The organism is Psychrosphaera sp. B3R10 (genome assembly GCF_018861025.1).
Taxonomy (GTDB): domain Bacteria; phylum Pseudomonadota; class Gammaproteobacteria; order Enterobacterales; family Alteromonadaceae; genus Psychrosphaera; species Psychrosphaera algicola.
This window is the reverse complement of sequence record NZ_JAHKQH010000040.1, coordinates 189,913-205,107: the sequence shown is the minus strand read 5'-3', so window position 1 is coordinate 205,107 and position 15,195 is coordinate 189,913. Positions and strand designations below refer to the sequence as shown.

Sequence of the window (15,195 nt, the reverse complement as noted above, 5' to 3'; positions counted from 1 at the left end):
AAAAAGATTATTTACAGTTTGCTGATAACCAATGTCAGCGAAATATTGCAATTAAAACAGTTAGTTTGTTAGTTTGTTAGTTTGTTAGTTTGTTAGTTTAGCTAAAAACGGGAACATTCATTGGCTACACTTTCAACTCAATCCATAACTAAGATAGGTGTCGCAGCGATTGCGATTAATGGCCTCATAGGTGCCGGGATCTTTGCATTGCCCGCCGCGGCAGCCAATCAACTGGCCTACTTTAGTCCATGGATGTTCTTATTATGTGGCATAGCTATTTTTCCGATAGTTGCCTGTTTTGCTATTTTATCTAGTGCTTTCGACCAAACCGGTGGTCCGGTTTTATACAGCACTAAAGCCTTTGGTCCTTTTGTTGGGTTTCAAACAGGCTGGCTATTATATTTAGGTCGTGTCAGTGCCCTTGCGGCCAACGGACACGCTCTAGTGCTTTATTTATCACTTTATTTTCCCGTATTACAAACACCAGAAATTGCGTCAATTGGAGTTTGTTTACTCATTGTCCTATTAGCAACGATCAATATTCTTGGTATCAAAAATGCCATGACGTCGATTTATCTAGTCACTTTGGCCAAACTCCTACCCATTGCGCTTTTTGTTTTATTTGGCGTCACTTATATAAATGCCGAACAATTGTTTTCCGCACCTCCGCCGCAACTTGATCAATTTCCAACGTCAATGTTATTACTCGTTTACGCTTTTATCGGATTTGAAGGTGCGATAATTCCGGCAAAAGAAGCAAAAAACCCGAAAGCCGATATGCCAAAGGCGTTGCTGCTTACCCTCATCGCCACAACTGTGTTGTATTTTTTTATTCAGGCAATTGTCGTCAGTACGTTACCAACCCCCATCGCGACCAATGCGCCACTTGTTACAAGTGCCAATGTGATAACCGAATCTTTAGGCATAACGTCATTTGGTCTTGTTATTGCGTTCACGGCAATAGTTTCTATTTTTGGTAATTTACTTGCCTTAATGTTAGCCGCACCCAGAATGACCTACGCATTAGCTGAAAACAATCAGTTACCCCAGTGGTTTCTGTCGACCCATAAACGATATTTAACCCCCATAAATTCAATTTACTTTCTAGCGGGGTTTGCCATGATTTTAGCCATTACAAAAGGCTTTGTTTGGTTGGCAATTTTTAGCTCTCTGGCTCGACTGATAGGTTATTTAGTGTGCGTACTTGCCGTACCCAAACTACATAAAAAGATGCAACTGCCATTGTCACAATGGGTTATTTTTCTGATATCCAGTAGCGGTATTTTGGTTTGTGTTTGGTTGATAGCGCAGGCGAGCATACAATCTTGGTTGTATACTTTAGGGTTTATTCTTTTGGGGTCGATATTTTATCGGGTAGCTAGGGTAACGTAAGTGTATTTGGCAAATAAAATGGGATGCGAACATCCCTTTTTATTCTAAAAGGTAATTCTAAAAGGCACCCACTATTTGTTTTTCAAAAACAGTTTTATGCTTGGATTATCTGATTCATCTTTCCAATTAAACCCAACAGCATCTAAATGCCCTTGCAACTCAGCAGCATCATCTTCTAAAGCTTCAAACCCCGCTAAAACTTGACCAAAAGCCGCACCATGGTTGCGATAATGGAACATAGTGATATTCCACTTTTGACCTAACATTGTTAGGAATTTCGACAAGGCTCCTGGGTATTCTGGAAACTCGAAACTATAAATCTTTTCATTGATTTTTTGAGTTGGCTTGCCACCCACCATATGACGGATATGGAGTTTGGCTAACTCATTATCAGTGAGATCGACAACCTGATAATCCTTATTAATTAAGCTCTGAATTAACACAGGTAAATCTGTACTCATATCTGACATTTTAACACCGACAAAAATCTCAGCTGAGCTGGTATCATGATATCGATAGTTAAATTCAGTAATCGCTTTACCGCCCAACGCGTCACAGAATTCTATAAACGCGCCTTTACGTTCAGGTATGGTCACCGCAAGTACCGCTTCTTTTTTCTCGCCAAGCTCGGTGCGTTCGGCAACATAACGTAATTTGTCAAAATTGAGATTTGCTCCAGACAATATACAACTGAGTCGTTTGCCTTTTATGCCTGTCGTTTTAACGTACTTTTTAAGGCCCGCCAAACTTAACGCACCGGCAGGTTCTGCAACCGCTCGTACGTCATCAAACAAGTCTTTAATCGCTGCACATATTTCGTCTGAATTTACGGTAACCACTTCGTCACAGTACTGCTGAGCAAGCTCAAAGGTATGCGTTCCAATTAATTTCACTGCAACGCCATCTGCAAATAAATCCACTTGACCTAAATCAACAGGTTTGCCCGCTTCTAGTGCCGCTTTTAAACAGGCCGCCCCTTCTGGCTCAACCCCAATAACTTTGATCTCAGGTTTGAGCTGCTTGATGTACACCGCCATACCAGCCAATAGACCGCCGCCACCAACCGGAATAAAAACCACATCCAAGTCACGGATTTGCTGTAACAATTCCTTTGCAACCGTACCTTGACCCACAATGACTTCTTTATCGTCAAACGGGTGGATATAACTCAAGCCTTTGTCCGAGGCTAGTGTTAAGGCGAAATTATTCGCTTCATCAAAGCTTTTCCCCTTAAGAACAACGTTCGCACCGTGGCTACGAACCGCATTGACCTTAATGTCCGGTGTCGTTTCCGGCATTACAATAGTCGCCACAACACCCAAGGCCTTTGCTGATAAGGCAAGTCCTTGGGCATGATTACCAGCTGACGCCGCCACAACACCTAATGCTTGTTTTTCTTTTGATAGACCAACAAGTTTGTTAAATGCGCCACGTAACTTAAATGAATGTACGGGTTGTTCATCTTCCCGCTTAACAAATACTGAATTCTCTAGACGCGCAGACAGTATGCTTAATCGGTCAACACTCGTTTGCACAGCTATGTCATAAATTGGTGCCAACAAAATATCACGTACGTAACCCTGTGCGATTTTCAGTTTATTTAGTTGGTCTGTAGGTGACATCATTTTTCTCGCTAATGTAAATTAATTGTTTTGAATTATTAATAGTTATCCAATAACTCTCTATTACGTACCGCGCCTTTATCAGCACTTGTTGCCAACATTGCGTAATTTTTCAGTGCATAACTAATTGGACGAACACGATTAACTGGTTTCCAAGCGCCCTTGCCTTTGGCTTCCATCGCTTTACGACGAGCTTCAAGTTCTGCATCAGATACTTTTAGGGTAATTTCTCGGGTAGGAATATCGATATGAATAATATCGCCTTGTTCAACGAGTCCAATGACACCACCACTTCCAGCTTCAGGTGATACGTGACCAATTGATAAACCAGATGTGCCTCCAGAAAAACGACCATCCGTTAATAATGCACACGCTTTACCTAAGCCCATCGATTTCAAATAAGTCGTAGGGTACAACATTTCCTGCATACCTGGACCGCCTTTAGGGCCTTCGTAACGTATTACGACGACTTCACCAGCCACAACTTTACCTTCTAAGATGCCGGCAACCGCTTCGTCTTGGCTTTCAAAAATATGCGCAGGACCGGTAAATACTAAATTCTCATCAGCTACGCCGGCAGTTTTTACTACACAACCATCCACCGCGATATTACCAGAAAGAACCGCTAACCCACCTTCTGTAGAAAAGGCGTTTTCAATACTGCGAATACAGCCATTTTCGCGGTCTTCGTCTAATGTATCCCAACGACAATCTTGGCTAAACGCTTTTGTGGTACGGATACCCGCTGGACCGGCGCGATAGAATTTTTTAACGTCTTCATCGTCAGTGATTTTAATATCATATTTTGAAATAACGTCAGCAAGCGAAGTTCCTAAAACATTTGGTACGTCTGTTTTTAGCAAACCTGCACGTGATAACTCACCTAAAATGGCAATAACACCACCGGCGCGATGGACGTCTTCCATATGATACTCAGGTGTAGACGGCGCGACTTTACATAGCTGCGGCACGATACGAGACAATTTATCCATATCTTCCATAGTGTAATCAACACCCGCTTCCTGCGCCGTAGCTAAAAGATGCAAAATAGTATTTGTTGAACCACCCATCGCAATATCTAAACACATCGCATTAGAAAATGAATCTTTGTTAGCGATATTACGCGGTAATGCAGACTCATCGTCATCTTGATAATAACGTTTCGTTAACTCAACAATTTGTTTACCTGCTTTTAAGAATAATTGTTCACGGTCAGCATGTGTTGCCAACATAGAACCATTACCCGGTAACGCTAAACCAAGCGCTTCGGCTAGACAGTTCATTGAGTTTGCGGTGAACATACCAGAACATGAACCACACGTAGGGCAAGCAGAACGTTCTACTTGATCCGACTGGTCGTTAGACACTTTTGGATCAGCCCCTTGGATCATAGCGTCAACTAAATCCAGTTTGATAATTTGATCTGAAAGCTTCGTTTTACCCGCTTCCATTGGTCCGCCAGAAACAAAAATAACTGGTATGTTTATGCGCATGGCCGCCATTAACATACCCGGAGTAATTTTGTCACAGTTGGAAATACACACCATAGCGTCAGCGCAATGGGCGTTAACCATGTATTCAACAGAGTCAGCTATTAAGTCACGTGACGGCAAGCTATATAACATACCGCTATGACCCATCGCGATACCATCATCGACTGCGATAGTATTAAATTCTTTTGCGACACCACCAGCTTCTTCGATTGCACCGGCGACAAGCTGCCCCATATCTTTTAAATGCACGTGGCCAGGTACAAACTGAGTGAACGAATTAACAACTGCAATGATAGGTTTACCAAAATCACCATCTGTCATCCCCGTCGCGCGCCATAACGCACGAGCACCTGCCATATTGCGACCTTGAGTGGATGTTGCCGAGCGTAACTTAGGCATGTGTATTTTCCTTTTATCTATTTCTTAAAACGCAAAAAGCTTCTGCGCTTTTTGCATTGAACAATTCAATCAAAAACAACAGAAGCTTTTAGCTATCTTTTTAAAGACGTGTAACGGCTAATTATCCACATGGTATCGGTCGACATTTGTTTCGACCGAAACTGCAGAGCAATTCGCTATTATTTAACTGGTGTTAACCAGCCCCACTTATCTTCTGTTGTACCATTAAACAAACCAAAAAATGCTTCTTGAATTTGTTTTGTAATCGGTCCACGTTTACCACTGCCGACTTCGATACCGTCAACACTGCGTACTGGCGTAACTTCCGCAGCAGTACCACACATCAATACTTCATCAGCTAGGTATAATGCTTCACGTGGAATATTTTGTTCGCGGACGACATAACCCAGCTCTTTTAAAAGCTTGATGATCGTGTCGCGAGTCAGACCTGGCAAAATTGCCGCTGTAATTGGCGTTGTTGTTACAACACCGTCACGAATAACAAATAGGTTTTCACCAGCGCCTTCAGATACATATCCATGCACATCTAACGCAATACCTTCACCGTAGCCATGGCGACGAGCTTCCATCGAAATTAGCTGTGAAGATAAGTAATTACCACCGGCTTTTGCACCAGTAGGCATAGTATTCGCGGCAAGACGATTCCAGCTTGAAACGCCAGCGTCAACGCCATTTTCAAGTGCTTCTTCACCTAAGTAGGCGCCCCATTCCATTGCCGCAACAATGACGTCTGCTTCAGTGTTAAAAGGAACCGCTAAACCGAGGCCAATCTCACCATAAAATGCCGCTGGGCGTAGGTAAGCCGATTTAAAACCATTTTGAACAACAACGTCTTTTTGTGCTTGATTAAGCTCTTCCATCGTATGAGGAATCGTCATGCGATAAATTTTTGCTGAATCAAATAAACGACGTGTGTGATCTTCTAAACGGAAGATACATGTGCCTTTATCTGGCGTATCGTATGCACGAACACCTTCAAATACAGAAGAACCATAATGAATAGCGTGACTTAATACGTGTACTTTTGCGTCTGCAAAAGGAATAAGTTTACCGTTGAACCAAATTTTTTCAGCTGATGATGACAATGCCATTGTTGTTTCCTCTATGCGCCTTCCGCGGCATAAGAGCCCGGTTGGGTGGTTTTTGCAGGGCTAAACTTTGTAGATAGCCCGAATTCTAATAAAGACGCCAATTTTGCCTGATCTGCAGTTAAATAACACTGTTGAACCTCAATCAAAGCTTCAAAGCTTTTTTGTAAAGTTGTCAGCTTTCCTTGACCCTTCACGACTAAGTGGACTTCAGTCTCATTGGCACTTAAATCATTTGAAGCCATGCTAACGACATTAAAACCGCGATATCTTAATGTTTGTAACAAACGCTCTAATAACAAACTAGACTGAACACAGACCAAACTGATATGAGCTACGGGTGTGTTGTGATTTGACATGGTCATAATATTCTCCTGTTAACTCGTTTGTTGACTGTGATCTATCATATCTTGGTTGGCCGCGCCAGGCGGTACTAATGGCCATACATTGTCGCCTGCATCAATTTTGACATGCAAAAAGTACGGGCCATCATGCTGGACTAACGTCTCTAACGCTCCGGCGACTTCACTTTGTTTTGTAATTGTTTGACCTGGAATATCAAATGCTTTTGCCAACATGACAAATTCTGGATTATCCGACAGATCAGTTTCACTTAAACGTTGGTCAAAAAACAATTCTTGCCATTGTTTAACCATGCCCAATTTAGCATTGTCGATAAGTAAAACTTTTACCCCAAGGTTAAAACGCTTGATGGTACCTAGTTCTTGAATATTCATCATTATCGAGCCATCGCCACATACCGCAATAACTTGGTCGTTTGGACGAGCGACTTTTGCGCCTACCGCTGCAGGTAAGCCAAAGCCCATTGTACCAGCTCCACCAGAACTTAAGTGGTTTTTAGTACTCGCGAAGCTCATATGTTGTGCCACCCACATTTGGTGCTGACCAACATCACAAGTAACAACAGAGGCAGGTGTTAATTTATCGCTTAATTGCTTAAGTAACGACGGCGCGTAAATCCCATCATGCGGGAAATCGTAACGCCATTGATGGTCTTCAGCCAACTGCGTACATGTATCACGCCACGACTGCCAAGACTGTTGTTGCTCGGCGCTTAAAACAGTAAGCTCTTTATGTAATAACGACATAGCCGTTTTGAGGTTACAATTGATGGCCAATTCTACCTGGCGTAATTTATTTATTTCTGAATTGTCGATGTCGATATGCAAAACTTTTGCATTTGGAGCAAAACTCGCTAAGCGACCTGTCACCCGGTCATCAAAACGCGCGCCCAATGCGATTAGTAAATCACAATCTTGTACCGCTAAGTTGGCACCCGCATTCCCGTGCATTCCTAGCATTCCCAATGAGTAAGCATATTCAGGGTCAACAGAGCCTAAACCTTTTAGTGTAGAAACGGCTGGCAACTGAGTCGTACGTAACACTTGATTCAATTCGTCTGTTACACCCGCTAAGTCAACCCCACCACCGATATAGAATATTGGTTTCTGAGCTTTTAAGATAAGTTGCTTAGCTTGTTCAAACTGTTCAGAACGAGCTGTCTGTTCAGGTTGTCTAGGTAACACTAATGAACGTTGCTTAACGATAGTGTTCATCTGAACATCTTTTGGGATGTCGATTAACACGGGACCTGGACGTCCTTCATTTGCAATTATAAAGGCTTGGCGAATCGTATCTTCTAATTCAGATTGATCCATAACTTGGAAGCTATGTTTACAACTTGCTACCGAAAGGCCAAAAACATCAACTTCTTGGAATGCATTAGTGCCCATTAGTGGACGAGGAACCTGTCCGGTAATTGCCACTACAGGAACTGAGTCTAATTTTGCATCGGCTAAAGCGGTAATTAGATTCGTTGCGCCTGGACCTGAGGTTGCAATGCATACACCGGTTTTTCCGGTACTACGTGCAAAACCCACTGCGGCAAAACCAGCGCCTTGTTCATGTCGGCATAAATAGTGTTTAACGGGAGAACCACGTTCGAGACTGCGGAAGAGTGCGTCATAGACCGGCATAATGGTACCACCTGGATATCCAAATACTTCAGTCGCCCCTAAATCGTATAGGGTGTCTATGATTAAATCTGCACCTGTTTTCATCTTGTTTCCTACCGTTTCTCTGACGAGGGTTAATCCGGTTTAGTTCAAGGCTTTAGTAACAAAAAACCCCGAACATTAAGCCGGGGTCTAATATGAGATATTTAATTTACGCTCATAACAAACCCCGACGCGGTAAAATGACCACGACGACGTTAATAATGAGAATAACTAAATTAAATTTCATGTCTCTAATATTCTTTTGTTACGTTCGCTGCTCGAAGATTCGAACAATGAAATAAGTGTCATTAGTTTTTACGATTTACAGCTCTATATGTCAAATAAATCGCCAACAACACTTAGTTCATTTAATTATAAGTCTAACGCAATCCAATATATAAAAGTTATACAGTTTGGATTTGTTTCATGTCAGTCATATAACCACGTAATTCTTTACCAATTTTTTCAACTGGGTGATTACGCATAGCGTCGTTAACTCTTGCTAACGTTACGTTGTCTACTTTATTGTCCGCGATATCCAAACCTTTACCCATTAATTCTAGGCTTAAGTTAGGCATAACGTGCTCACGGAACATTGGAATTGCCGCGTTCGCGAACAAGTAGTTTCCGTACTCTGCAGTGTCTGAGATTACAACGTTCATTTCGTATAGACGTTTACGAGCAATTGTATTTGAGATTAACGGCGTCTCGTGTAATGACTCGTAGTAAGCTGATTCAGGTAAGATACCTGCTTCAACCATTACGTCAAACGCGATTTCTACGCCAGCTTTAATACAGGCAACTAAGAAGATGCCTTTATCAAAGAACTCTTGCTCAGTGATGTTGTGGTCAACTTTAGGTGCTTTTTCAAAACCAGTCTGGCCCGTTTCTTCACGCCATTTTAATAAGTTTGCGTCACCATTGTCCCAGTCTGCCATCATAGTGCGTGAGAACTCGCCGCTGATGATGTCGTCTTGATGTTTTTCAAACAATGGGCGGAATAATGTAGTGAATTCGTCAGCAAGTTCACATGCTTTTAATTTAGCAGGGTTTGTTAGACGGTCCATCATGTGCGATACACCACCAATCTTCATTGCTTCGGTGATCACTTCTAAACCAAATTGAATTAGGTTAGCCGCATATCCTGCGTCCATGCCTTCAGCAACCATTTTTTCGTAAGCAACAACTGCAGCAGCTTGTTGCATACCACATAGAATAGTTTGCTCACCCATAAGGTCAGATTTAACTTCTGCTACAAAAGAAGACTCAAGTACACCAGCGCGGTCGCCGCCAGTTGCTGATGCTAACGCTTTAGCGATATCCCAGCCTTTGCCTTCAGGGTCGTTTGCAGCATGAACCGCGATTAGTGTTGGAACACCAAAACCACGTTTGTATTCTTCACGTACTTCAGTACCTGGGCATTTAGGCGCACACATAACAACAGTTAGGTCTTCGCGAATTTGTTTGCCTTCTTCAACGATGTTAAAACCGTGAGAGTAACCTAAAGTCGCACCTTGCTTCATAAGAGGCATAATCGCGTCAACAACAGCTGAATGCTGTTTATCTGGCGTTAAGTTATAAACTAAATCAGCAGTAGGAATAAGTTCTTCGTAAGTTCCAACTGTAAAGCCATTGTCGCTTGCACGTACAAATGATTCACGTTTTTCGTCGATTGCAGCTTGGCGTAGCGTATAAGAAACGTCAAGACCAGAGTCACGCATGTTCAAACCTTGGTTTAGACCTTGAGCGCCACAGCCCACGATGACAATCTTTTTACCTTTAAGAGCGTCACATCCAGCACTGAATTCACTGCGATCCATAAAACGACATACGCCTAATTGAGCCAGTTGCTCGCGTAAAGGTAAGGTATTAAAGTAATTAGCCATGGGGTTTCCTATATATTTAGCTACTTTACTCACACTAAAGTGAGTTTTTTTGATGGAAGTGACTATAGGATTAATTCATTATTGCGTAAATTGATATATACTCAACCAATCATTGCGATTAATGAAATGCTATATAAGTTAGAACAATATTATGGATTTAAAAGAATTAAACGCGTTTTTACATCTTTGTCAGAGTAAACATTTTGCCACTACAGCTGATGCAATGTTTTTGAGTCCGTCGACCCTAAGTCGCATGATCCAAAGGCTTGAGCAGGAAATTGGTGAGGCTTTATTCATTCGTGACAACCGAAAAGTCGAACTCACTAACGCCGGATTTAAAACCCGTGAATTTGCCGCGACGACATTGGCAAATTGGCATCACTTGCAGCAAAGTCTAAAACAAAAAAGTGAGCAATTAACCGGGACGTTAAGAATATTTTGTACTGTGACCGCAGCATATGAGTTTTTACCAACGTTAATTGAACGATTTTCTGAAGCTCACCCACATGTCGATTTAAAGATAATAACAGGTGATGCGGCACAAACACTGACGTTAATTGACGATGGTCACGTCGATATTGCAATTGCTGCATTGCGTGATGGGCAATCAAGTAAGTACTTTTTTCAATCCTTGCAGGAAGTACCACTTAAAATCATAGGCCCAAACACGAACAGTGATTTAGCCATCGCAATACAATCTGAAGACATTGACTGGCAGTCGTTACCTTTTGTCATGCCAGAGTCTGGACCAATTCGGTTTAAGTTTGAAAAATGGCTAAAATCTATGAACATTAAGCCAAATATTTATGCCAGCGTTTCTGGGCATGAAGCCCTAGTGAGCATGGTCGCCCTAGGGTGTGGCGTGAGCATAGCACCGCAATTGGTTATTGATGCAAGTCCAGTGAAAAGTAAAATATCGGTGTTAAAACCTAACGTAAATCCGGAACCTTTTGAACTGGGCGTATGTTGTCACAACAATAAAAAGACCAATGAAATTGTTGCTGCGTTTTTGACTTGCGCATTAAAAGAATAGCCTGAATACCAGTTCTGTTTTAGCCATTTTATTGGTTCTAAATTTTGGATACTAAAAAGCCGCAATCTCTTACAAGAAATTGCGGCTTTTTTATTTCACACTGACATTAAATCGTGTGAAGCCCCCGGATTAATCTACGAGAGTTGCAGAACAGTCATCATTTGAGACTGGCACAGGCAATGCGTTAGTATCGTCGTTGGCGATTAAACCATTGTTACTATACCAACTCACGTTTTCACCGCCGTAACTAAAGCTGTATTTTTGGCGCTGTTCGGCGTCTAAGCCTTTACTTGCCAATACAACATCATAGTTACCACCACCAAACGTTAGAGTAACAACCATGCTTTTTGCATCAATGTTAAACCAATTACCGGCAGTATTAACGTCTTCAAGATCAAAATCTGAATCATCAAGTTCTGACTGGTCAGTTGTGGTATAAGTTAAACATGTAACTAAGGTACCAGAAGAACTGCCTTCAGTACCTTTGAAGAAGATATGGAATGCGCCACTGGCGTCTTCATCTTCATAGTTAATTGATAACTGCTTGTCGATTGGGTCCCCTAAGTTTTGAGGATCGACAACAACCAACGAATCATAGTCAGTTGAATCATCAATTTTAGTCTTAGCTAAACCTTGGAAATCGGCATTTACATTAGACAAGGTTTGATTCAAGTTTGAATCAGGATCACCAAGTTCATTAACAATCGTATCCACTTCGTCCAATTCTGCTTTTTCATAAACGATTTTAGTGGTAACAAGCTCAACACCAAGTAGATTTTGATTTAAGTTATCAAACGTGGTTTCGCTCGAAAACGATGTGCCAATAACACCCAGTATGACTTTTGCTCCATTTACTGCTGCAACTATGTCTTCTGGAGCAACCGCTGCATTAGAAAGGCCCGCGCCAACATAAAGGTCGATGGCAGTTTGCTCTGCCGCCTCAAACGCTGCAAATAGATCAGCTTCAGTCCAAACACCATCCGCCGGAGCATTGTTAACTAAACCTTTGTAAACAAGTTCATAACTGTTACTTGGTAAATCTGAATCTTCACCAAACTCAGTGTAAACACTATCAACAACTTCAGAAAATGCGGTCGCGACTTTATGCAACCCTAGCGCTTTACCTGTTAACGCAGAAGAGAACTCGTCTTCACTTAAAAAATCGACGTCTAAGTCAGATTCTGTAATGCCTAAATCAGCTAACAGTTTTTCTTTGTCTTCTGCTGCGGCTAACGCCGTTGTTAGTGGAGATACAACGCTATTGTTCACAACACCTGTTGTTGAAACCTTCACTTCTCGAGAAAGACTACCTGTAAAAGGTTCGCCTGTTGCCACGTCAAAGCCGCCATAAGTACGGATAAGAACGTCGGAGTCAGCTAAAACTGAATTCAAGCAATGACGTGATTCATTTTCTGGAGCGCCTTCGCGGCAATAATTCACGCCTTCTTTAGATTCAGAAAAATAACCATCCTTATCGGTAATCGCATAAGGTTCGCCAGCATTGCGTCGATTATTTCTGTTTAGATCAATATAGATAGTTGCGCCAGCAAGATAACCATCAATTAAACGGCCACCAAAAGCTGATTTAGCAGAAGAATCACCAACATCTGGGTCATCTGCATTACACGCTTGAAGTCCAACCAACGCTGTTGTAACACAGGTCGCTAAAAACAATTTTTTCATATTTTTTGTCTTGATACTCATAGTCGAACTCCTAAAACTTCTCTTCGATACCAATGTTGAAACCAAATACTCGAGGAATTTCACTTCCGTCAACTTCAATGGTTTCTAAACTCATGGTCAAATCAATATTGATCATACCTAACAAAGTTGTACCGCCACTGACCGTTGTCAATTCAGTCCCAACTAGGTTTTTTGCCGCGCCAAAGCGCAAGCTAGGTAATATGTAACCGTCAGACGAATAACTTGCTGAAACAGAAACGTACTGTGACTCACGGCCAATTAAGTCGTAAGTTGAATTTAGTTCTGCAGCTGCTGAAATTAACCAGTTTCGGCTCTCTGTATAAATAGCACCTTCAACAATTGTTTTAGCACTTAATGTTGCCGTTTCACTTAAGGCAATTTCATCAGAGAAAACTTGTTGCGCAATAAAACAATTTGATTGCAATGAGACGGTGTCTAATTCCAAACAGTTTTGACCAATATCGCCATAAGCAAATTCTGGTTCATTCGCATTTAAAATCGTCAAACCGATTTGTGCGTTTGGTGCCGTCCATAACAAGCCTAAATCAAAGCCGACTTCAGTTGTTGAACCTGTATTGCTGCTAAATTCGTCTTCAATTGCAGTACCAACATCTTCATCGTCGATTAAATTTTGCAATGCAATCAGCTGTTTGTTTAGGCCAATCACATGTAAATTTGCAGTTGCACCAGCGTAAACATTATAGTCGCCCATTTCCGATTCCCAAACGTTGCGGCTATAACCAACAGATGCCGTTAATGCTGCGGCACTTTTGATATAAAACGAACTTGAGGTCAACAGATTGATTTGCTCACTGGCAACTTCAATTTGAATTGGATCATCTAAGAATCGAGCATCTAACATGCCACCAGCAGAAATATCAAATGTAATAACACCGTTAAGTGTTTCACTTCTGAATGCGAAAGGCATAAGGGGAATAGAGAATCCGGCTTGTTGAGTTAAACGACCACTTTGACCAAACTCTGGTAATAAGGCATCAAAGTCGTCTTTCAGTTCTAATGCATCATTAAGGGATAAATCTTCATCCTCTAGTGCATCGGCTAAATCATCGGCTTGGTCTAAAAAGTTGTCAATTGGACCGAGTTCAAGGCGATAGCCAAGTGAACTCATAAAGCCCATACGTACTTTTTCGTCCATTCCAACTAATAACTCGCCGGCTGCTGGATTAATCGTAGAAGATAAAATGGTACCTGGGTGACTCACTTTACCTAATGTCGACAGGGCTCCCGGTGTATACGTCGGATTGGCAGCTAAAACACCTGCTGAACAGGTCATTAGACACGCAATAGCGATACGGGAAAGCGTCGGATGTTTTTTCATAGAAACTTCCTTAAAAATTGTTGTTTAAATGCAAATATATACGAACAAGCAAACGTATTCGCTTGCAGCAAAAGTAATGTTAAGTGCCAATGATTTTTTTTGTTATTAGGCAAGGTGACTTGAGGCTTCATGTTAAACAGCAATTATGTCAATCGATTTAACAGAGTTATGGATAATATCATCATATTTGATCGTATTCCTTTTAATAGCCCTACTACACATTTTTGTTTTCACTAAAAATGAGCCACGCCCTTCAGTATAGTCAAAGTTTGTTACAAATGAACAAGCAATACGCAACTTTATTAGGGAATAACGTTTTTAGGATCTTGTTTGTACATTGAAAACTTTGATTTTAAAAGCTTTTTAACACTGTTCGGTCCAGCAAAATGTAACGAACCTACAGCCACCATTACAGAATTATTTGCTAATAATTGGTTTAATTGCGGAACCCAGTTGTGATTTCGTTCCACTAAAAGCACTTGTTCAGCGGCCTTATCGAATTCGGATTTATTAAGCGTATGGCTATATATTTCTTCAAATGCCGCCATGTCACCAGCAATCCAGGCATCCATCATTTGGATTGGTAAATCGACATTGGTTTCGATTTCATCAATGGTATCTAAAATCAAATCGTCCTGATTGATATTAGGATATCGTTTAAACAAATCGTCAAACATTCTTAGCTGTTGCTCGAACGTTTCTAATCCAATGATTTTTTTGCCCTGTCGACGCGCATAGTTGACTATCTGTACATCAACGCCACGGTCGGCGTTTAAGCCCTGCATTTCATAAGTCAGTTGCACCAACATCAATGACAAAAACCACGGCCTAAATTGTTCTACTGTATTAATATCAACGTTGAATTCAAGAAGGACCTTAGCGAGTTTGCGGTATACCGGAGACGACAATACAGTTTGCAGAGATTCATCAGCGGGCAACATGCCTAACTTCGCCATTAGAAACTCTCGCTGGTAGGTCGATGTGGAACTTGGATCAAACTCAACAACAATAACTTCAACCTGATCAATTGCTTTTTTAATTTCAATGGGCAAATCACGTAGGCGAATGTCACCCACATGAATAGTACCAACCAAATAGTCATCGCCATTATCCGCTTTATTATCCCAAAGCGGAACGGCTTGTACGCCACTTGAGGCGATTAGCCCGCAAAAATTCAACAGTACTACTAGTAGGCCGTAG

The 15,195-nt window shown here is 41.6% G+C and carries 11 protein-coding genes; 2 read left to right on the top strand and 9 right to left on the bottom strand.

Annotation, left to right across the window (positions count from 1 at the left end; genetic code table 11):
• Nucleotides 1-120: 120 nt before the first annotated feature.
• Entirely contained in the window at nt 121-1,392 is a 1,272-nt protein-coding gene (locus KO525_RS14745; RefSeq protein WP_215964588.1) for an APC family permease, read from the top strand.
• A gap of 71 nt (nt 1,393-1,463) precedes the next feature.
• On the opposite strand, the gene ilvA is transcribed toward KO525_RS14745, so the two are convergent.
• The 6 genes from ilvA to ilvC form a co-directional block, all read right to left on the bottom strand.
• Nucleotides 1,464-3,014 (bottom strand): threonine ammonia-lyase, biosynthetic, encoded by a 1,551-nt coding sequence (ilvA, locus tag KO525_RS14740; protein ID WP_215964627.1) that lies wholly within the window; start codon nt 3,012-3,014, stop codon nt 1,464-1,466.
• A 38-nt stretch (nt 3,015-3,052) separates the two neighbouring features.
• A complete protein-coding gene (ilvD, locus tag KO525_RS14735) occupies nt 3,053-4,906 on the bottom strand; it encodes a dihydroxy-acid dehydratase (protein ID WP_215964587.1) in 1,854 nt (617 codons plus the stop codon).
• Between the two features lie 179 nt (nt 4,907-5,085).
• Nucleotides 5,086-6,018, bottom strand: coding sequence for a branched-chain amino acid transaminase (locus KO525_RS14730; protein ID WP_215964586.1), 933 nt, complete (start codon nt 6,016-6,018; stop codon nt 5,086-5,088).
• Between the two features lie 11 nt (nt 6,019-6,029).
• Nucleotides 6,030-6,380, bottom strand: coding sequence for an ACT domain-containing protein (locus KO525_RS14725; protein ID WP_215964585.1), 351 nt, complete (start codon nt 6,378-6,380; stop codon nt 6,030-6,032).
• Between the two features lie 12 nt (nt 6,381-6,392).
• A complete protein-coding gene (gene ilvG / locus KO525_RS14720) occupies nt 6,393-8,096 on the bottom strand; it encodes an acetolactate synthase 2 catalytic subunit (RefSeq protein WP_215964584.1) in 1,704 nt (567 codons plus the stop codon).
• Nucleotides 8,097-8,437: 341 nt separating this feature from the next.
• Complete coding sequence (gene ilvC, locus KO525_RS14715; RefSeq protein WP_215964583.1) at nt 8,438-9,919, bottom strand: ketol-acid reductoisomerase; 1,482 nt, start codon at nt 9,917-9,919, stop codon at nt 8,438-8,440.
• Between the two features lie 151 nt (nt 9,920-10,070).
• Between ilvC and ilvY the strand changes: the two genes are divergently transcribed.
• Complete coding sequence (ilvY, locus tag KO525_RS14710) at nt 10,071-10,952, top strand: HTH-type transcriptional activator IlvY (RefSeq protein ID WP_215964582.1); 882 nt, start codon at nt 10,071-10,073, stop codon at nt 10,950-10,952.
• 129 nt (nt 10,953-11,081) lie between these two features.
• Here ilvY and KO525_RS14705 read toward each other — a convergent pair whose 3' ends face one another.
• The 3 genes from KO525_RS14705 to KO525_RS14695 all read right to left on the bottom strand — a co-directional run bounded on the left by KO525_RS14705 (nt 11,082) and on the right by KO525_RS14695 (nt 15,173).
• A complete protein-coding gene (locus tag KO525_RS14705; RefSeq protein WP_215964581.1) occupies nt 11,082-12,656 on the bottom strand; it encodes a hypothetical protein in 1,575 nt (524 codons plus the stop codon).
• A 10-nt stretch (nt 12,657-12,666) separates the two neighbouring features.
• Nucleotides 12,667-13,995 (bottom strand): conjugal transfer protein TraF, encoded by a 1,329-nt coding sequence (gene traF / locus KO525_RS14700; protein ID WP_215964580.1) that lies wholly within the window; start codon nt 13,993-13,995, stop codon nt 12,667-12,669.
• 302 nt (nt 13,996-14,297) lie between these two features.
• A complete protein-coding gene (locus tag KO525_RS14695) occupies nt 14,298-15,173 on the bottom strand; it encodes a TraB/GumN family protein (protein WP_215964579.1) in 876 nt (291 codons plus the stop codon).
• Nucleotides 15,174-15,195 lie beyond the last annotated feature (22 nt).